General features: G+C 54.7%; 18 protein-coding genes. 15 read left to right on the top strand and 3 right to left on the bottom strand.

From position 1 onward, the window contains the following. Positions 1 to 408 precede the first annotated feature (408 nt). On the bottom strand, positions 409 to 1,599 hold the full coding sequence (gene hmpA, locus ACKWMY_RS04560; protein WP_409485960.1) for an NO-inducible flavohemoprotein: 1,191 nt from the start codon (positions 1,597 to 1,599) through the stop codon (positions 409 to 411). A gap of 341 nt (positions 1,600 to 1,940) precedes the next feature. Between hmpA and glyA the strand changes: the two genes are divergently transcribed. Then, positions 1,941 to 3,194, top strand: a complete 1,254-nt coding sequence (glyA, locus tag ACKWMY_RS04555; RefSeq protein ID WP_024529358.1) for a serine hydroxymethyltransferase — start codon at positions 1,941 to 1,943, stop codon at positions 3,192 to 3,194. A 160-nt stretch (positions 3,195 to 3,354) separates the two neighbouring features. Then, the gene (locus ACKWMY_RS04550) at positions 3,355 to 4,506 is read left to right on the top strand and encodes a 3-phenylpropionate MFS transporter (RefSeq protein WP_074029474.1); all 1,152 of its coding nucleotides are present in this window, start codon (positions 3,355 to 3,357) and stop codon (positions 4,504 to 4,506) included. On the opposite strand, the gene csiE is transcribed toward ACKWMY_RS04550, so the two are convergent. Then, the gene (csiE, locus tag ACKWMY_RS04545) at positions 4,503 to 5,768 is read right to left on the bottom strand and encodes a stationary phase inducible protein CsiE (protein WP_409485959.1); all 1,266 of its coding nucleotides are present in this window, start codon (positions 5,766 to 5,768) and stop codon (positions 4,503 to 4,505) included. The genes ACKWMY_RS04550 and csiE overlap by 4 nt on opposite strands. Positions 5,769 to 5,912: 144 nt before the next feature. Here csiE and ACKWMY_RS04540 point away from each other — a divergent pair, with 144 nt between their 5' ends. Both ACKWMY_RS04540 and ACKWMY_RS04535 read left to right on the top strand, forming a co-directional pair. Then, entirely contained in the window at positions 5,913 to 6,581 is a 669-nt protein-coding gene (locus ACKWMY_RS04540; RefSeq protein WP_409485958.1) for a DUF1007 family protein, read from the top strand. Beyond that, the gene (locus ACKWMY_RS04535) at positions 6,572 to 7,594 is read left to right on the top strand and encodes a nickel/cobalt transporter (RefSeq protein WP_409485957.1); all 1,023 of its coding nucleotides are present in this window, start codon (positions 6,572 to 6,574) and stop codon (positions 7,592 to 7,594) included. The genes ACKWMY_RS04540 and ACKWMY_RS04535 overlap by 10 nt, the downstream gene beginning before the upstream one ends. A gap of 51 nt (positions 7,595 to 7,645) precedes the next feature. Here the strand turns inward: ACKWMY_RS04535 and suhB are convergent, their stop codons facing one another. Further along, positions 7,646 to 8,449 carry an inositol-1-monophosphatase gene (gene suhB / locus ACKWMY_RS04530; protein ID WP_021178863.1) on the bottom strand — a complete coding sequence of 268 codons (804 nt, stop codon included), beginning with the start codon at positions 8,447 to 8,449 and terminating at the stop codon, positions 7,646 to 7,648. Positions 8,450 to 8,566: 117 nt separating this feature from the next. On the opposite strand from suhB, the gene trmJ reads away from it, so the two are divergent. The 11 genes from trmJ to sseB all read left to right on the top strand — a co-directional run bounded on the left by trmJ (position 8,567) and on the right by sseB (position 17,670). After that, a complete protein-coding gene (gene trmJ / locus ACKWMY_RS04525) occupies positions 8,567 to 9,301 on the top strand; it encodes a tRNA (cytosine(32)/uridine(32)-2'-O)-methyltransferase TrmJ (RefSeq protein WP_024529353.1) in 735 nt (244 codons plus the stop codon). Between the two features lie 195 nt (positions 9,302 to 9,496). Then, entirely contained in the window at positions 9,497 to 9,991 is a 495-nt protein-coding gene (gene iscR / locus ACKWMY_RS04520) for a Fe-S cluster assembly transcriptional regulator IscR (protein ID WP_021178861.1), read from the top strand. 55 nt (positions 9,992 to 10,046) lie between these two features. Next, positions 10,047 to 11,261, top strand: coding sequence for an IscS subfamily cysteine desulfurase (locus ACKWMY_RS04515; protein WP_409485956.1), 1,215 nt, complete (start codon positions 10,047 to 10,049; stop codon positions 11,259 to 11,261). Between the two features lie 24 nt (positions 11,262 to 11,285). Further along, positions 11,286 to 11,672: a Fe-S cluster assembly scaffold IscU gene (iscU, locus tag ACKWMY_RS04510; RefSeq protein WP_004952090.1), complete on the top strand. Its 387-nt coding sequence runs from the start codon at positions 11,286 to 11,288 to the stop codon at positions 11,670 to 11,672. A gap of 52 nt (positions 11,673 to 11,724) precedes the next feature. Next, positions 11,725 to 12,048: an iron-sulfur cluster assembly protein IscA gene (gene iscA / locus ACKWMY_RS04505; RefSeq protein ID WP_021178859.1), complete on the top strand. Its 324-nt coding sequence runs from the start codon at positions 11,725 to 11,727 to the stop codon at positions 12,046 to 12,048. Between the two features lie 68 nt (positions 12,049 to 12,116). Beyond that, a complete protein-coding gene (hscB, locus tag ACKWMY_RS04500; RefSeq protein WP_024529351.1) occupies positions 12,117 to 12,638 on the top strand; it encodes a co-chaperone HscB in 522 nt (173 codons plus the stop codon). A gap of 34 nt (positions 12,639 to 12,672) precedes the next feature. After that, positions 12,673 to 14,523: a Fe-S protein assembly chaperone HscA gene (hscA, locus tag ACKWMY_RS04495; protein WP_409485955.1), complete on the top strand. Its 1,851-nt coding sequence runs from the start codon at positions 12,673 to 12,675 to the stop codon at positions 14,521 to 14,523. Positions 14,524 to 14,525: 2 nt separating this feature from the next. Continuing rightward, on the top strand, positions 14,526 to 14,861 hold the full coding sequence (gene fdx / locus ACKWMY_RS04490; RefSeq protein WP_021178856.1) for an ISC system 2Fe-2S type ferredoxin: 336 nt from the start codon (positions 14,526 to 14,528) through the stop codon (positions 14,859 to 14,861). A 9-nt stretch (positions 14,862 to 14,870) separates the two neighbouring features. Further along, the gene (gene iscX, locus ACKWMY_RS04485) at positions 14,871 to 15,071 is read left to right on the top strand and encodes a Fe-S cluster assembly protein IscX (RefSeq protein WP_021178855.1); all 201 of its coding nucleotides are present in this window, start codon (positions 14,871 to 14,873) and stop codon (positions 15,069 to 15,071) included. Between the two features lie 242 nt (positions 15,072 to 15,313). Then, a complete protein-coding gene (gene pepB / locus ACKWMY_RS04480; protein WP_065686609.1) occupies positions 15,314 to 16,609 on the top strand; it encodes an aminopeptidase PepB in 1,296 nt (431 codons plus the stop codon). Positions 16,610 to 16,833: 224 nt separating this feature from the next. After that, positions 16,834 to 17,670, top strand: a complete 837-nt coding sequence (gene sseB / locus ACKWMY_RS04475) for an enhanced serine sensitivity protein SseB (protein ID WP_065686608.1) — start codon at positions 16,834 to 16,836, stop codon at positions 17,668 to 17,670. The last annotated feature ends 90 nt before the right edge of the window (positions 17,671 to 17,760 follow it).

Below are 17,760 nucleotides of genomic sequence, written 5' to 3'. Positions count from 1 at the left end.
TGAAGATGACGCAAATAGTGAGTCCACTGATGCGTTCAACGTACACTTTCCATAATTAACAACGTGAATGAGCAGGTAAGGCTGCCAAAAAAGGTATTAGCCTGACGGGAGTATGGCGAGAGTGGTGGATCAGATTACTGGCGAAAATACAGCGAGGTGCTGAAAGCTGGATCATCCTTGCGCTCCATGCAAAGTCCTTATCAATGGGGCGTAGATTTACCACAGTGTCGGATTAAAAACGATAGCGAAAAGGGGAATAACATTAAGGAAATTGTAGATTTTAGATTGAGCTCAAACTGACAATATCATTGATTATTATCGCGGGCACCGTTTCTTCGGCACCCGCACTTGGCACGCAAATTAATCAATAACATTCGCACCTGATAATGTTACCAAGAGACTAGAGCCTTACAGCACCTTATGCGGGCCGAAGCATTCGTAGTGGATACGTTCGGCCTCCACGCCCATCGCCAGCAACTGCTTACCCACGTGCTGCATAAACGGCACCGGACCACAGAAGTAGTAATGCATTTGCGGATCGCTCAACTCGCTACGCAATGCGCTCAGATCCATCAGGCCCTGGCTGTGATAATCGCGGCCCTGCACATCATCGGCATTAGGTTCACGGTACCAGACATGACGGCTCAGATTCGGCATGCGCCCGGCGATATCCGCCACTTCGTCAGCAAAAGCATGCACTGAGCCGTTTTCTGCTGCATGCAGCCAGTGGATGTTGGCAGGATGCTGATTGTCGTGCAGGGTGTTAAGCATCCCCAGCATTGGCGTTTGGCCAACGCCTGCCGAGATTAATGCCACCGGTGTAGTAGGTTCCACCTGCAGGAAGAAATCGCCGTGTGGTGCCGCGAGATGAATAATATCGCCTTCTTTGGCCTGCTGATGCAGGAAGTTGGAAACGGCGCCCTGTTCCTCACGTTTGACCGCGATACGGTAATATTCCCCGTTCGATGCGGTGGTGAGTGAATACTGGCGGATCTCCTGATGTTGCAGGCTGCCATCGTTAATATAGACCGCCAGATACTGGCCTGGTAGGTAATCGGCCAAGCGGCCACCGTCTACTGGAGCCAGTACAAAGCTGGATATCACCTCACTCTGCGGCTGTTTTTTCACGATGCGGAAGGCACGCAAATCACGCCAGCCACCGTCACTCTTTTCCGTTTCCTGATAGATCTGGCCTTCACGCTGAATAAACACGTTGGCCAGCACTCCGTAAGCTTTTCCCCAGGCATCAAGCACTTCCTGGCCAGGGCTGAGCATTTCGTCCAACGTGGCTAACAGGTGGTGGCCGACAATCTGATACTGATCGGGCTGGATATTGAAGCTGGCGTGCTTCTGGGCAATGCGTTCTACCGCAGGCAGCAGGGCGGCCAGGTTTTCCAGATTGCTGGCGTAAGCGCAGATAGCATCGAACAACGCCTGGCGCTGATCGCCGTTACGCTGGTTGCTCATATTGAAAATATCTTTCAATTCAGGGTTATGAGCAAACATGCGATCGTAGAAGTGGGCGGTCAGTTTGGGGCCGGTTTCGGCTAACAGAGGGATGGTAGATTTAACGGTGGCGATGGTTTGACTATCCAGCATGGTGAGGCTCCTTGGGGATGTTTTTATGGTCATTTAGTAGGTGTATTTTAAATGCATCTTATAAAGTTACCCCGTGCTTGTAAATATCCCTGTTATTGTTGCGGGGTTGTTAACCGTCGATCGTCTTCACAGAACATGAAAAAAGCGCATTTTGTTGATGAGTAAAACTCCGTTGCCAAAATGTGACCTTTAAGGGTTCAAAGCCTTACGCCACCCGATGCCAATCGTTTGCGTAAAAACCTCTGTCAAGACCTATCTTCGATAGGCCGAAACGGTTTACACTGTGGCCCAGCACCCATAGGGGTAAATTAAGTTAGCTGATTTCAGTCAGGAGATGCCGGATGTTAAAGCGTGAAATGAACATTGCTGATTATGATGCCGAACTGTGGCATGCAATGGAGCAGGAAGTGGTGCGTCAGGAAGAGCACATTGAGCTGATTGCGTCTGAGAACTATACCAGCCCGCGCGTGATGCAGGCTCAGGGTTCCCAACTGACCAACAAATACGCAGAAGGCTATCCGGGCAAGCGTTACTACGGCGGTTGCGAATACGTTGATATCGTTGAGCAACTGGCGATCGATCGCGCCAAAGAGCTGTTCGGTGCCGACTATGCCAACGTGCAACCACACTCAGGTTCCCAGGCTAACTTTGCCGTTTATACCGCACTGCTGCAGCCGGGCGACACCATCCTGGGGATGAACCTGGCACATGGCGGCCACCTGACGCACGGTTCACCGGTGAACCTGTCCGGTAAGCTGTATAACGTGGTGCCTTACGGCATCGACGAAACTGGGCAGATTGACTATAACGATCTGGCCAAACAGGCGCAGACCCACAAACCAAAAATGATCATCGGCGGCTTCTCGGCCTTCTCCGGTGTGGTTGATTGGGCCAAAATGCGTGAAATCGCTGACAGCATCGGCGCTTACCTGTTCGTGGATATGGCACACGTGGCGGGCCTGATTGCCGCTGGCGTTTACCCGAACCCGGTTCCTCATGCCCACGTCGTGACCACCACCACCCACAAAACGCTGGCGGGTCCGCGTGGCGGCCTGATCTTGGCCAAAGGTGGTGATGAAGAGCTGTATAAGAAGCTGAACTCTGCCGTCTTCCCTGGTGGCCAAGGCGGCCCGCTGATGCACGTGATCGCGGGTAAAGCGGTAGCGTTGAAAGAAGCGATGGAGCCTGAGTTCAAGGTTTACCAGCAGCAAGTGGCCGATAACGCCAAAGCGATGGTGAAAGTGTTCCTGGAGCGCGGTTACAAAGTGGTTTCCGGCGGCACCTACAACCACCTGTTCCTGCTGGATCTGGTAGATAAGAACCTGACCGGTAAAGAAGCTGATGCCGCGTTGGGTCGTGCCAACATCACCGTTAACAAGAACAGCGTGCCAAACGATCCGAAGAGCCCGTTTGTGACTTCTGGCATCCGTCTGGGTACCCCAGCGGTGACTCGCCGTGGCTTTAAAGAAGCTGAAGTGCGTGAGCTGGCTGGCTGGATTTGTGACGTGCTCGATAACCTGAACGACGAAGCCACCATCGAACGTACCAAGAAGAAAGTGCTGGATATCTGCGCTCGTTTCCCGGTTTACGCCTAAGTACTTCGATTGGTTTGCAGATAAACCCGCCTCGGCGGGTTTTTTTAGCGTTGTTGCAGCGAAACTGTGAACTGCTTTGCACTCTAGCCCTTTGAGCATGAATGAAGATTGCTGCAAGGTGTGAGCTCTGTCAAAGTATTGCCCTCATCCTGGAGGGAACATGGTTCTGCAATCAACGCGTTGGCTCGCTCTCAGTTATTTCACGTACTTCTTTTCCTATGGCATCTATCTACCGTTTTGGAGCGTTTGGTTAAAAGGTGAGGGCATACCGCCTGAAACCATCGGTATCTTGCTCGGCGCTGGCCTGGTAGCGCGCTTCCTGGGTAGCTTGCTGATTGCTCCACGCGTTAAAGATCCCTCATATTTAATCACCGCGTTGCGTTTGTTGGCATTACTCTCCCTGGCGTTTGCCGTCGGCTTCTGTTTCGGTAATGGCTGGGCCTGGCTGATGCTGGTGATCGCCGGTTTTAACCTGTTCTTCTCCCCGTTGGTTCCGCTGACCGATGCGTTGGCTGCCACCTGGCAACGGCAGATCACTCTGGACTATGGCCGGGTGCGGCTGTGGGGATCGCTGGCCTTTGTGATCGGCTCGGCGTTAACCGGCAAGCTGGTGTCCGTTTGGGGCCATAATGCGATATTGATCAGCCTGTTGGTCAGCATTTTGGCGATGCTGGTGGGCATGTTGCTGAAACCGAGCGTGCTGCCACAAGGTGAGGCTCGGGCGCAGAATGAACCCAGCCGCTCCTGGCGTGAACTGCTCAGCGAAGGACCTGTCTGGCGTTTTCTGCTGTGTGTGACGCTGTTGCAAGGGGCACATGCCGGTTATTACAGCTTTGCCTCCATCTATTGGGAAGAGGCGGGTTACTCTGCGGCGACTATTGGCTACCTGTGGTCTTTGGGCGTGGTCGCCGAAGTGGTTATCTTTGCCAGCAGCAATTTCCTGTTCCGCCGCTGGAACGCGCGTAATCTGCTGTTACTTTCCGCCGTATGTGGCCTGCTGCGTTGGGGCTTGATGGCAACCACGACAGAAATCGGCTGGCTGTTGCTGGTGCAGGTGCTGCACTGTGGTACCTTCACGGTCTGCCATCTGGCGGCAATGCGCTTTATTGCGGCGCGTCAGGGGGCGGAAGTCATCCGTCTGCAGGCGGTTTATTCGGCGCTGGCAATGGGCGGTGGAATTGCCGTTATGACCGTGGTGGCGGGCTTCCTGTTCGAGCACTATCAGGGCGGAGTGTTCTGGGTGATGGTAGCGGTGGTGGTGCCAGCGCTGTTTATTCGCCCACCGGCGGTGGCGGTTAGCAATAGCCGTTAATGGCTTTCCAGTAGCGCACGGATCGCCTTGCGCTGCTGACGCTCCAGCGGCAGTTCGGTAATAATCAGTGTGGGTGGTTGCTCCTGGCTCGGTGTGGCGTAGGGGCTAATCACCAGCGTAATCCCTTGTGGTGCACCAGCAAGCAGGTAGTCGTGCAATGGCTGATATTTGATGTTCAATGGCAATAGCGTCAGTTCGCGGATCTGATATTCCACTTCTTCTTCCAACTGCGGGTTATCCAGCGTCAGCAACAGTATCTGCTTTTCATGCAGCGCGTTGCCCTGCATCAACCAGGCACCAAAGCTGATCGCCACTAGCCCTGCTTCTTCCCGCGAAAATTGAATCTCATATTCCTGTTCAAACGGCGCTAATGCCTCCTGCGTGGTGCGCATCAGACGGGGATATTTACGGACTACCTCTTCCAGTAGCGTATTGTCGATACCGATAGCAAACCGGCAGCGTTCCACGGCAGGGGCCAAATGGGCAAACAGCTGGCTGATTAACCCCTCCTGGCTGCTGAAATGCATGCCGGAGATCTGCTGGAAGCGTTCCACCACCTGTCCAATGGCCGCCATCAGGCGTTGGTCCTCTGGCGAATCGCTGCTCTGGTAACTGTGACTTTTCAGCAGGGTAAACATCAACGCCAGGAAGTCAGATTCTCTACTATCACCGGGCTGGCCAACTAGCTGATTCAGCGCTTGATGCAGTTCCGCTGCCGCCAGGTGCTCTGGCTTGCTTTGCAGCCACTCATGCTGGCGGCGATCAAATTGAGGATGGCGCTGATGCTGGCTAGCCCAGACGCAATAACCAAGATAGTGTTGCAAAAACAGTCGGTCACGCTGCTCAAAACGGCGGTTAAGGCGCTGTTCACATTGGTTGATGCACAATTCCAGTGCCGGTAGCTGTTGGTGCTGAAGTTGCATCGCCCGCTGAAACTGAGGGCCAAAGTGTTGTTCGACAAATTCAGGGCTGCAACGCAAGGCTCGCCGTAGCCATTGGAGCAGACACAAGCGAAGATCCAGCTCGCTGCCCTGGATCTGGTAGCCTTCGTGGGGATCGCCGCTGATTTTCAGATGATGGAAATGCTGGATCTCACTGGCAACCTCGGCTATATCTTGCCGGGTAATGAGCAGGTCTACGCCGTTGATTTGGCCGATTGTCTCCAGTTGTACCGAGGGTACTGGCGCATACAGCATCAGCAGTAAATGACAGCGCCGTTGTTGACCTGAAAACTCAGGCGCAGAAGAAGTCTCCAGGCTCATATCACCTTCTGGCAGGTCGTGTTTAAATTATGTTTAAGCATAGCAAAAGGCTCTGTGGGGCGTGGCAGTTACCCCTGCTTTTACTTCGGCTTACTACTTTCGTCACAGTTATTCGGCTTGTTAACGCCGGTTGAGGTTTTGTTGATGTTATATTATAACAATAAAAAGTATGCTTGGAGGATGAAACTCCGCGTCCTGGTGGCCTGCTTGGTCATGATGTTCAGCATGGGGGCACTGGCCCACCCACACAGTTTTATCGATATGAACACCACCTTTGTGGCTAAGGATCAGAAGCTGACCGGTTTAAAAATGGTTTGGGTAATGGATGAGATCACCTCGGCGGATCTGCTGTATGACGCAGAAAATGCCAACAGCGATTCAGAAGTCTGGAAAAAACTGGCGGCGGAAGTGATGGCTAACGTCCTCGGGCAGCACTATTTCACCGATATTTACCGCGCAGGCAAACCGGTGAAATACCTCAACCTGCCAACCGAATACCATCTATCCCGGCAGGGCCATAAAGCCGTGTTGGAGTTTGTGTTGCCGCTGGCGGAGCCACAGCTGCTGGTGGGGAAACCCTTTGAGATTGCCACCTACGATCCCACCTATTTTGTGGACATGACCTATCAGGATCAAAAGGCGTTGCATCTGCCGCCAGAGATGGCAGAGCAATGCAAATTCAGCCTGGTGACGCCAAAGCCCGATTCGTCATTACAAGCCTACGCATTGTCTCTCGATAAGAACGACTCGCCCGGTGAAGATATGGCATTAGGGCAACAGTTTGCCCAGCGGGTGACGTTAACATGTCAGTAAACCTCAACCAGACCAGTAAACCTCAGCGCCATTGGGCCTTCAGCCTATGGCCGTTGTTGCTGCTCTTCATTCTGCTGGTGGCGGTGGCTCAGTGGGTTTGGCATTACTGGCCGCAGCTGTTGATGCAAAGCGTGGTGTGGCAGAAAGGGCTACATCAGGAAATGGCGGCCTTGCTGCAACAGGTCAAGGCGGCTCCCCAGCAAGCGGGAGTGGCGCTGATGCTGTTCAGTTTAGGTTATGGTGTGTTGCATGCCCTGGGGCCGGGCCACGGTAAAGTGGTGATCGCCACCTATCTGGCTACCCACCCGGCACGGTTGAAAAGCAGCCTGAAGCTGACGTTTGCCGCCTCCGTGGTGCAGGGATTGGTCGCGATTGCCCTGGTCACGCTAGTGCTGGTGGTGCTGCAACTTTCTTCCCGGCAGTTGCATCAAAGTAGTTTCTGGCTGGAGAAGGGCAGTTTTATTCTGGTGATCCTGCTCGGTGTCTTGCTCAGTTGGCGGGCGTTAAAGCGTTTGTTTATGGCGGTGAAAGCCATGCGGCCTCGGCCTGCGCTGCGCATCAACAGCTTGCAGCCTCTGCCTGCCGATCATGTACATAGCGCGAATTGTGGTTGTGGCCACCGGCATTTACCGAGCGATGAGGAACTGCAAGCCGGCAATGATTGGCGCACCAAAACGGCGATTGTGCTGGCCATGGGGCTGCGGCCTTGCTCCGGGGCGATCCTGGTCTTGCTGTTTTCTAAAGTGATCGGCGTTTTTACCTGGGGCGTGTTGTCGGCACTTGCCATGGCTCTGGGTACCTCGATCACGATTTCCGGGTTGGCGCTGTTGGTGCATTACAGCCGTAAGCTGGCGATACGCATCAGCCGCCAGCGCGCACCGGCGGCCTGGAGTGCGGTTGCTTGGGGGGCGTTGGCGTTAGCCGGAGGGTTAATTCTGCTGTTTGCCGGTGTGCTGCTGTACGTCAGCGCTCAGCCGGAATTTGGTGGCGGGATACGGCCTTTTGCCCGTTGATGACATAAAAAAAGCGCTGCAAATGCAGCGCCTTGATTTTCATCTGAGTTATTAACGCTTCAGCGCTTCGCTCAGTTCTTCACGCATGTTGGAAAGCAATGCTTTCACCACACGCGGGTTACCGGCAACCACGTTGCCAGAGCTGAAGTGGTTATGCCCGCCAACAAAGTCGGTGACCAAGCCACCAGACTCACGTACCAGCAGTTCGCCAGCAGCAAAGTCCCAAGGTTTCAGACCAATCTCAAAGAAACCATCAACGCGGCCAGCGGCAACGTAGGCCAGATCCAGCGCGGCGGAACCGGTACGACGGAAATCGGCACATTGGGTGAACAGTTTGCCCAGCACGTTGATGTAAGCTGGTGCATGTTGTTTGACTTTGAACGGGAAGCCGGTCGCCAGAATGGTGCCATCCAGATCTTTGGCATTGGTGCCGCGCAGACGGTAACCGTTGAGCTGTGCGCCCTGGCCACGGGTGGCGGTGAACAGTTCGTTGCGCATTGGATCGTAAACCACGGCCACTTCGGTACGGCCTTTAATGCGTACGGCGATGGAAACGGAGAAGTGTGGAAGACGTTTGATGAAGTTGGCGGTGCCATCCAGTGGATCAATCACCCATTGTACATCCTGATCTTCACCGGTTAACTCACCGCACTCTTCACCAATAACGGTGTGTTTCGGGTAAGATTTACGGATGATTTCGATGATCAGACGCTCAGCCTCGCGATCGACGTTAGTGACAAAGTCGTTAGAACCTTTTTGTGTCGCTTCTACAGCGTCTGGAGTCTCGTAATTTTTGGCAATCAGGTTGCCAGCCTTGCGCGCAGCGCGCACGGCGATAGTCAGCATCGGATGCATGGGTATCTTCCACAGGATGTTAAAGAACAGGAAACGGCGCGAAGTATAGCAGGTGTTCGGCAAAATACCTACGACTGTGTTAGGATGCTACGATTTTCCGCAACGCTCAGAGTTTGTATGCTGCACAATATCCGCATTGTTCTGGTTGAAACTTCTCATACTGGCAACATGGGCTCTACTGCCCGTGCCATGAAAACCATGGGGTTAACCAACCTTTATCTGGTCAATCCGCTGGTGAAACCCGATTCCCAGGCGATCGCCCTGGCCGCTGGCGCCAGCGATGTGATTGGCAACGCCACGATTGTCGATACCTTTGATGAAGCCATTGCGGGTTGCCGCTTGGTGGTAGGCACTAGCGCTCGTTCGCGCACCCTCCCATGGCCGATGCTGGAACCTCGCGAATGTGGCGTGCGCGCGGTACAGGAAGGCGAGCAGGGGCCGGTCGCGTTGGTCTTTGGCCGTGAACGCGTTGGGCTAACCAATGACGAATTACAGAAATGCCATTATCATGTCGCCATTCCTGCCAACCCGGATTACAGCTCGCTGAATCTGGCCATGGCGGTGCAAATCCTGGCGTATGAGGTCCGCGTTGCCTTCCTCGATCGCCAGCAGGCAGAAGCCGCACCGGTGGAAGAGTCGCCGTATCCTCTGGTGGATGATATTGAACGCTTCTATCAGCATCTGGAGCAGACGCTGGTGCGCACCGGCTTTATCCGCGCCGCCCATCCAGGGCAGGTGATGAACCGTTTACGCCGCCTGTTTGCCCGAGCACGCCCGGAAGCGCAGGAGCTGAATATCTTGCGTGGTATGCTGACCTCGATCGAGAAACAGGATAAACAGCAAGGTAATTAATTTTTGCTGTCGCCCGCAGTTAGGCAAGATAGTATTGCTTATCTGTGGGTTATAAGGTGTATTTTATATACATCGGATAGCAAAGCGCACGAAAAGCACGAATACTTGAGTAAATTAGTAGGTTAAATAGTTGACTGATTTACTCGGGAATGTCAGAATTTGGCCCATGTTTGACCAACAGGTAACCAATTAGCTATGAGACTGACATCCAAAGGCCGTTATGCAGTAACTGCCATGCTCGACGTGGCATTACACTCCCAGGAAGGGCCGGTACCACTGGCGGATATTTCCGAACGCCAAGGTATCTCGCTCTCTTATCTGGAACAACTGTTTTCCCGTCTGCGTAAGAATGGCCTGGTGGCCAGCGTGCGTGGGCCAGGCGGTGGTTACCTGTTGGGCAAAGACGCAGACGCTATCGCCGTAGGTGCGGTGATTTCCGCAGTCGACGAATCAGTAGACGCAACCCGTTGCCAGGGTAAAGAAGGCTGCCAGGGAGGCGATCGTTGCCTGACCCATACCCTGTGGCGCGATCTGAGCGAGCGCATCAGCGGGTTCTTGAACAATATTACGCTGGCCGAACTGGTGAACAACCAGGAAGTGCTGGACGTGGCAGACCGTCAAAATAGTGATACGCGCCGCACGGCCAACGGTCGTCTGCAAGAAACGATCAACGTTAATCTGCGCGCATAAGCAGCTGACGACTAATTTATTGGTTTTTGGAAGTGATGTACGGAGTACAAGAGCAATGAAATTACCGATTTATCTGGACTACTCGGCCACGACCCCCGTCGACCCGCGTGTTGCCGAGAAGATGATGCAGTTTTTGACCCTGGACGGCACTTTCGGTAACCCGGCCTCCCGTTCCCACCGTTTCGGCTGGCAGGCGGAAGAGGCGGTTGATATCGCCCGTAACCAAATTGCTGAGCTGGTTGGCGCAGACCCGCGTGAGATCGTGTTCACCTCTGGGGCCACCGAATCCGATAACCTGGCGATCAAAGGTGCTGCCAACTTCTATCAGAAGAAAGGCAAGCACATCATCACCAGTAAAACCGAACATAAAGCCGTGCTGGATACCTGCCGCCAACTTGAGCGCGAAGGTTTTGAAGTCACCTATCTGTCACCGCAGAGCAACGGGATCATCGATCTCCAGGTTCTCGAAGCCGCGATGCGTGAAGACACCATCCTGGTTTCCATCATGCACGTGAATAACGAAATTGGCGTGGTGCAGGACATCGCCGCCATCGGCGAAATGTGCCGGGCGCGTGGCATCATCTATCACGTCGATGCGACCCAGAGCGTAGGTAAACTGCCTATCGATCTGAGCAAGCTGAAAGTGGATCTGATGTCCTTCTCCGGCCACAAGATTTATGGCCCGAAAGGCATTGGTGCCCTGTATGTGCAGCGTAAGCCGCGCATCCGCATCGAAGCCCAGATCCACGGCGGTGGCCATGAGCGCGGTATGCGTTCCGGTACCCTGCCAGTGCATCAGATCGTTGCCATGGGTGAAGCCTATCGTATCGCCAAAGAAGAAATGGCCAGCGAAATGGCACGCCTGCGCATCCTGCGCGATCGTCTGTGGGACGGCGTGAAAGATATGGAAGAAGTGTATCTGAACGGCGATCTGCAACACGGTGCACCGAACATTCTCAACGTCAGCTTCAACTATGTTGAAGGTGAGTCGCTGATCATGGCGTTGAAAGACTTGGCGGTTTCTTCAGGTTCTGCCTGTACTTCTGCCAGCCTTGAACCCTCCTATGTGCTGCGTGCACTGGGTATGAGTGATGAGTTAGCGCACAGCTCGATCCGTTTCTCCCTGGGGCGTTTTACCACGGAAGAAGAGATCGATTACACCATTTCGTTGGTGCGTAAATCCATTGGCCGTCTGCGCGATCTCTCCCCACTGTGGGACATGTTCAAACAGGGCGTGGATATCAACAGCATCGAATGGGCACATCATTAATTCTCAGCATCCAGGAGCAACGTCATGGCTTACAGCGAAAAAGTAATCGATCATTATGAAAACCCGCGTAACGTAGGGTCGTTTGATAACGAAGATCCTACCGTCGGTAGCGGAATGGTAGGGGCACCAGCCTGTGGCGACGTGATGAAGCTGCAGATCAAGGTCAACAACGAAGGCATTATTGAAGATGCCCGTTTCAAAACCTACGGCTGCGGTTCCGCCATCGCTTCCAGTTCGCTGGTGACCGAATGGATGAAAGGCAAGTCTCTTGATCAGGCCGAAGCGATCAAAAATACCCAGATCGCCGAAGAACTGGAGTTACCTCCGGTTAAAATTCACTGCTCAATTCTGGCCGAAGACGCCATTAAAGCAGCGATCGCCGACTACAAGAGCAAGCACAGCGCCAAGTAGTTATTATTGAGTCAGTTAGCCCGCCTTGCGGGCTAAGATTGAAGAGGTTGTTATGTCGATTACCATGAGCGACAGCGCCGCGCAGCGGGTTCAGGCATTTTTGGACCACCGTGGCAAAGGTCTCGGCCTGCGTCTGGGCGTGCGAACTTCCGGCTGTTCCGGAATGGCGTATGTACTCGAATTTGTTGATGAAACGAACGACGATGATATCGTTTTTGAAGACAAAGGCGTCAAGGTGATCATTGACGGCAAGAGCCTGGTCTATCTGGACGGTACCGAGCTTGATTTCGTCAAGGAAGGTCTGAACGAAGGCTTCAAGTTCAACAACCCGAACGTCTCAAGCGAGTGCGGCTGCGGCGAAAGCTTTAACGTCTGACAGTCCATCGTGCTCCCCCGTGACCCACGGGGGAACCTCAATCATCACGATAACGCCCCGAGCACGCTATGGATTACTTTACTTTATTCGGGTTGCCGGTTCGCTACAGCGTAGACGGCAGCTTGCTTACCTCACGCTATCAAGATTTGCAGCGCCAATTCCACCCCGATCGTCATGCCCTCCAACCGGAGCGTGAACGCCTGATGGCGTTACAGCAGGCGGCGACCATCAATGAAGCCTATCAGTCGCTGAAGCACCCGTTAAAACGTGCCGAGTATATGTTATCTTTGCACGGCTTTGATTTGGGCAACGAGCAACATACCCTGCGCGACACCGCGTTCCTGATGGAGCAGTTGGAGCTGCGTGAAGAGCTTGATGCCATTGAACGCTCGCCGGATGCGCAAAACGCACTGGCTGCCTTCGCCACGCGCCTGAACAAGACCTTCAAGCAGCGTAGTGCGCAGATGGTGCAGGAGCTGGATGATCAGCAGTGGTCACAGGCTGCCGATACCGTGCGCAAGCTACGCTTTTTGGACAAGCTCCAGCAACAGATTGAACAACTCGAAGAAAAATTGCTGGGTTTTGAGTAATAGATTCTTGATCTTGATTTTGGAAGCTCTGTAAATGGCCTTATTACAAATTAGTGAGCCTGGCCTCACGGCTGCGCCGCATCAGCGCCGCTTGGCTGCCGGTATTGATCTGGGGACCACCAACTCGCTGGTGGCTACGGTGCGTAGCGGCCAGGCCGAGACGCTGGCCGACCTTGAAGGGCGCTATCTGCTGCCTTCCGTGGTGCATTATCAGGCCACCGAACATCAGGTTGGCTGGAGTGCTCGTGCACAGGCGGCACAAGATCCGGTCAATACGGTCAGCTCTGTCAAACGCATGATGGGCCGCTCTTTGGCGGACGTGCAACAACGCTATCCAAACCTGCCGTATCAGTTCCAGGCCAGCGACAACGGCTTGCCGATGATCGTGACCGCCGCAGGCCTGGTTAACCCGGTTGGCGTATCTGCTGATATCCTCAGGGCACTGGCTACCCGCGCCAAAGCGGCGCTGGAAGGTGAACTTGATGGGGTAGTGATCACCGTTCCTGCCTACTTCGACGACGCTCAACGCCAAGGCACCAAAGACGCTGCGCGTCTGGCTGGCCTGCACGTGCTGCGCCTGTTGAACGAACCGACCGCCGCGGCTATCGCCTACGGGTTGGATTCGGGTCAGGAAGGGGTGATCGCTGTTTACGATCTGGGCGGCGGCACCTTTGATATTTCCATTTTGCGCCTCAGCCGTGGCGTGTTCGAAGTGCTGGCTACCGGCGGTGATTCTGCATTGGGTGGCGATGACTTCGATCATCTGCTGGCGGACTGGCTGCGTGAACAGGCCGGCATTAGCGATCGCAGCGATCATGGTGTGCAACGTCAATTGCTGGATGCCGCGATTGCGGTCAAAATCGCCCTGAGCGATGCGCAGAGCACCACGGTCGATATCGCTGGTTGGCAGGGGGAAGTGACCCGAGAACAGTTCGAAACTCTGATTGCCACGCTGGTGAAACGTACCCTGATGGCCTGCCGCCGCGCGCTGAAAGATGCCGCCGTCAGTGCCGAAGATGTGCTGGAAGTGGTGATGGTGGGCGGCTCAACCCGAGTGCCATTGGTACGCGAACAGGTGGGCGAGTTCTTTGGCCGCACGCCGCTGACGTCGATCGATCCGGACAAGGTGGTGGCGATTGGTGCTGCTATTCAGGCGGATATCCTGGTGGGTAACAAACCAGATAGCGAAATGCTGCTGCTGGACGTGATCCCACTTTCGCTTGGTCTGGAAACCATGGGTGGCCTGGTTGAGAAGGTGATCCCGCGTAACACCACCATTCCGGTGGCGCGTGCGCAGGAGTTTACCACCTTTAAAGACGGCCAGAGCGCGATGATGATCCACGTGCTGCAAGGCGAGCGTGAACTGGTGCAAGATTGCCGTTCGCTGGCACGCTTTACGCTGCGTGGCTTGCCGCCGTTACCTGCCGGTGGGGCACATATTCGTGTGACCTTCCAGGTGGATGCCGATGGCCTGCTGAGCGTGACGGCGATGGAGAAATCCACCGGCGTCGAAGCCTCTATTCAGGTCAAGCCTTCGTATGGCCTGTCCGATGCCGAAATTGCCGGCATGTTGAAGGACTCGATGGCCAATGCGCAAAGCGATGTCGGTGCTCGCAAGCTGGCGGAGCAACGGGTAGAAGCTTCCCGCGTGCTGGAAAGCCTGCAAGGTGCACTGGCGAGCGATGCTGCTCTGCTGAGTGACGAAGAAAGCCTGGCTATCAATAACGCGGTAGCCGAGCTCCAGCAAGTGATGCAAGGCTCCGATCCTGCAGCGATCGAAGCTGCAATAAAAATAGTCGATGCAACAACCCAAGATTTTGCCGCGCGCCGCATGGATGCCTCCATTCGCCGTGCGCTGGCTGGCCATTCTGTGGATGAGGTTTAACCATGCCGAAAATTGTTTTCCTGCCCCATCAAGATCTATGCCCAGAGGGGGCAGTACTGGAAGCGGAAGTTGGGGAAACCATCCTCGATGTCGCACTGCGTAACGGTATTGAAATTGAACATGCCTGTGAGAAATCCTGCGCCTGTACCACCTGCCACTGCATCGTGCGTGAAGGGTTTGATTCCCTGGCCGAAAGCAGCGAGTTGGAAGATGACATGCTGGACAAAGCCTGGGGGCTGGAGCCGGAAAGCCGCTTGAGCTGCCAGGCCCGCGTCACCGAAGACGATCTGGTAGTCGAAATGCCGCGTTACACTGTTAACCATGCGCGCGAGCACTAGGAGATAAGAATGGGACTGAAGTGGACAGACAGCCGCGAAATCGGCGAAGCCCTGTACGACGCCTATCCAGATACCGATCCTAAAACCGTGCGTTTCACCGACATGCACCAGTGGATTTGCGATCTGGAAGAGTTTGACGACGAACCGCAGGCTTCCAATGAAAAAATACTGGAAGCGATCCTGCTGGTCTGGTTAGATGAAGCAGAGTAAATAGCGAAATGGGCTGCCAAAGGCAGCCCGTTTATTTTGTATCCGACATACCCGTCGTCTTTCAAGCTGCAGCGTTGTTAGCTGCGCTATCTCACCCCAGTCACTTACCAAAAGTAAGCTCCTGAGGCTGAGATAGCTTGTCGCCTGGCTGCAACTTGAAATCCATAGGGTATACAATAAAAATCCCCAATGAATTTCGCTTGATAGAGTGAAGAATGAAGGGGGGAATCCGGAGTAAGGCTATGACAACCGAAATCATGCAGATTACGCTATCCCAGCAACCCGCCGATGCGCGCTGGGGTGAAAAGGCGCTGCTGAGCACCAATGACCAAGGCATTACCATCCATCTGACCGCAACCGGCAAACTGGGCCTGATCCAGCGCGCGGCACGCAGGATCGATGGCCAGGGCATCAAGAAAGTGAAACTGGCCGGGGAAGGCTGGGACCTGGAAAACAGCTGGGCGTTTTGGCAGGGCTTTCGCGGGCCGAAAGGGCAGCGTAGCGTTGAATGGGCTGAGCTGCCGGCAGCGGAAAGCCAAGAGCTGCAACAGCGCCTGAAGATTGTCGATTGGGTGCGTGACACCATCAATATGCCAGCGGAAGAGCTGGGGCCAGAGCAACTGGCAACCCGCGCGGTTGATCTGATGTGTGCTGTTGGTTGCGATGCCGTCAGCTACCGTATCACCAAAGGTGAAGATCTGCGTGAGCAGAACTACGCCGGTATTCATACCGTTGGCCGGGGTTCCGATCGTTCCCCGGTGCTGCTGGCGCTGGACTTTAACCCGACGGGCAACCCGGATGCACCGGTATTTGCCTGCCTGGTAGGTAAAGGTATCACCTTCGACAGCGGTGGCTACAGCCTCAAGCAGAGCGCGTTTATGGACTCGATGAAGTCCGACATGGGCGGTGCGGCTACCATCACTGGCGCATTGGCATTAGCGGTGGCACGCGGCTTGCAGCAGCGTGTCAAACTGTACCTGTGCTGTGCAGACAATATGGTCAGCGGTAACGCCTTTAAACTGGGCGACATTATTCGCTACCGCAATGGCAAGACGGTTGAAGTGATGAATACCGATGCGGAAGGGCGTCTGGTGTTGGCCGATGGCCTGATCGATGCCAGCGCACAAAACCCGCAGTTGATCATCGACTGTGCGACCTTGACCGGCGCAGCCAAAACGGCGGTAGGTAATGATTACCACGCGCTGTTCAGCTTTGACGATGCGTTGGCGCAAGAGCTGTTAGCCAGTGCGGATGAAGAGCATGAGCCGTTCTGGCGTCTGCCGCTGGCGGAATTCCACCGCAGCCAGTTACCGTCAAACTTTGCTGAACTGAACAACGTTGCGGGCCCGGCTTACACCGCTGGTGCCAGTACCGCAGCGGCCTTCCTGTCGCACTTTGTGCAGAATTATCAACAGGGTTGGCTGCATATCGACTGTTCTGCCACCTATCGCAAAGGTGCCGTGGATCAGTGGTCAGCAGGTGCAACCGGTCTGGGCGTGCGTACGCTGGCCAACCTGTTGCTGAGCAAAGCCAAGTAACCTGTATTTGCCCCTCACCCAATCCTCTCCCAAAGTGAGAGGGAGCTGAAACGGTGACGTGGTGAAGGGCGGAGTTAAATTGTGGCACGGACAGTCCCCTCTCCTTGGGGAGAGGGTTAGGGTGAGGGGAAGATCACTGAAGCAGGAAAACTTCTCACCTCGATTATCCCAAACTTTCCAGGGGCTCAGCATGCTGAGCCCTTAATACATAGGAGGAGTCGGCAATGAGTTCCCACCATCATGATGATGACGCCGTTTCAGGCGAAAACGAGCTTGAGCGCCTGCTGAGGCTGGCGGCCTCGGAACCGGCACACCGCCCGGCGTTTTTCCGCGAACTGCTGGATTCAACGGTCTACATTCTGGGTGACAGCGAGCAGGTGCCGCACGACGGTGAAATTACGCTGAATGCCGAGACGCCGGTGAACATTCAGCACTGGGAAAAGCAGGATGGCAGCAGCGTGGTGCCTTTCTTCACCTCGTTGGAGGCGCTGCAAAAAGCGGTGGAGGATGAGCAACCCTTTATCGCCATGCCCGCTAGAGTGCTGTTTGAAATCACCCAAGGTGCCGAACTGTTCCTGAACCCGAAAGGCACCCACGGCAAAGAATTCTTGCCAGCAGAGATCGCCATGCTGTTGGCTACCGGTGGCGTAGTGAAACCGGCGGAACGCTATATCGATACCGAAACCCAGTTGCTGCTGGGGCAGCCTGAAGAGTATCCGGCGGCGATGGTGGATGCGCTGACGACCTTGTTCAGCCAGCGGAAACCGGTACGCCGCGCTTTCCTGGCGTTGATGCACGATCGCGCCGTAGACGAGAAGCCGAACCTGTTAGTGGGTCTGGAAGTGGATGGCGATCCGGCAGAGATTGAAGCCCTGATCAGCGAAGCCGGCATGGTGGCCAGCGAAACCGCGCCGAACGATGAGCCAGTCGATTTTTGCCTGGTAGAAGAGAATGCGCGGGGCGTGAGCCATTACCTGATCACCCATACCCAGGCCTTCTATCAGCGTCGCTGGGGCAGTTGGCTGCGAAATATGATCCCATCGACCGATAAAACCCAGTAAGCCGACCGGTCAGGATCCCATTTGTCGCTGACTATCGAGGATTAAGATAATTTTTTTTTAATGAAATGTTGATTTTCCCGTAGGCAAGCG

This window comes from Serratia sp. J2, assembly GCF_046269175.1.
Lineage (GTDB): Bacteria > Pseudomonadota > Gammaproteobacteria > Enterobacterales > Enterobacteriaceae > Chania > Chania fonticola_C.
Note: the sequence above shows the minus strand (reverse complement) of the source record. Positions and strands in the feature narration are given on the sequence as shown.

Excerpts from the sequence above, each read along its gene's own strand:
- ACKWMY_RS04550 (WP_074029474.1), top strand. The coding sequence starts at position 3,355 with ATGGTTCTGCAATCAACGCGTTGGCTCGCTCTCAGTTATTTCACGTAC.
- iscX (WP_021178855.1), top strand. The coding sequence starts at position 14,871 with ATGGGACTGAAGTGGACAGACAGCCGCGAAATCGGCGAAGCCCTGTAC.
- trmJ (WP_024529353.1), top strand. The coding sequence starts at position 8,567 with ATGCTGCACAATATCCGCATTGTTCTGGTTGAAACTTCTCATACTGGC.
- ACKWMY_RS04515 (WP_409485956.1), top strand. The coding sequence starts at position 10,047 with ATGAAATTACCGATTTATCTGGACTACTCGGCCACGACCCCCGTCGAC.
- iscU (WP_004952090.1), top strand. The coding sequence starts at position 11,286 with ATGGCTTACAGCGAAAAAGTAATCGATCATTATGAAAACCCGCGTAAC.
- fdx (WP_021178856.1), top strand. The coding sequence starts at position 14,526 with ATGCCGAAAATTGTTTTCCTGCCCCATCAAGATCTATGCCCAGAGGGG.
- suhB (WP_021178863.1), bottom strand. The coding sequence starts at position 8,449 with ATGCATCCGATGCTGACTATCGCCGTGCGCGCTGCGCGCAAGGCTGGC.
- pepB (WP_065686609.1), top strand. The coding sequence starts at position 15,314 with ATGACAACCGAAATCATGCAGATTACGCTATCCCAGCAACCCGCCGAT.
- hmpA (WP_409485960.1), bottom strand. The coding sequence starts at position 1,599 with ATGCTGGATAGTCAAACCATCGCCACCGTTAAATCTACCATCCCTCTG.
- iscR (WP_021178861.1), top strand. The coding sequence starts at position 9,497 with ATGAGACTGACATCCAAAGGCCGTTATGCAGTAACTGCCATGCTCGAC.
- glyA (WP_024529358.1), top strand. The coding sequence starts at position 1,941 with ATGTTAAAGCGTGAAATGAACATTGCTGATTATGATGCCGAACTGTGG.
- sseB (WP_065686608.1), top strand. The coding sequence starts at position 16,834 with ATGAGTTCCCACCATCATGATGATGACGCCGTTTCAGGCGAAAACGAG.
- ACKWMY_RS04535 (WP_409485957.1), top strand. The coding sequence starts at position 6,572 with ATGTCAGTAAACCTCAACCAGACCAGTAAACCTCAGCGCCATTGGGCC.
- hscB (WP_024529351.1), top strand. The coding sequence starts at position 12,117 with ATGGATTACTTTACTTTATTCGGGTTGCCGGTTCGCTACAGCGTAGAC.
- iscA (WP_021178859.1), top strand. The coding sequence starts at position 11,725 with ATGTCGATTACCATGAGCGACAGCGCCGCGCAGCGGGTTCAGGCATTT.
- ACKWMY_RS04540 (WP_409485958.1), top strand. The coding sequence starts at position 5,913 with ATGTTATATTATAACAATAAAAAGTATGCTTGGAGGATGAAACTCCGC.
- csiE (WP_409485959.1), bottom strand. The coding sequence starts at position 5,768 with ATGAGCCTGGAGACTTCTTCTGCGCCTGAGTTTTCAGGTCAACAACGG.
- hscA (WP_409485955.1), top strand. The coding sequence starts at position 12,673 with ATGGCCTTATTACAAATTAGTGAGCCTGGCCTCACGGCTGCGCCGCAT.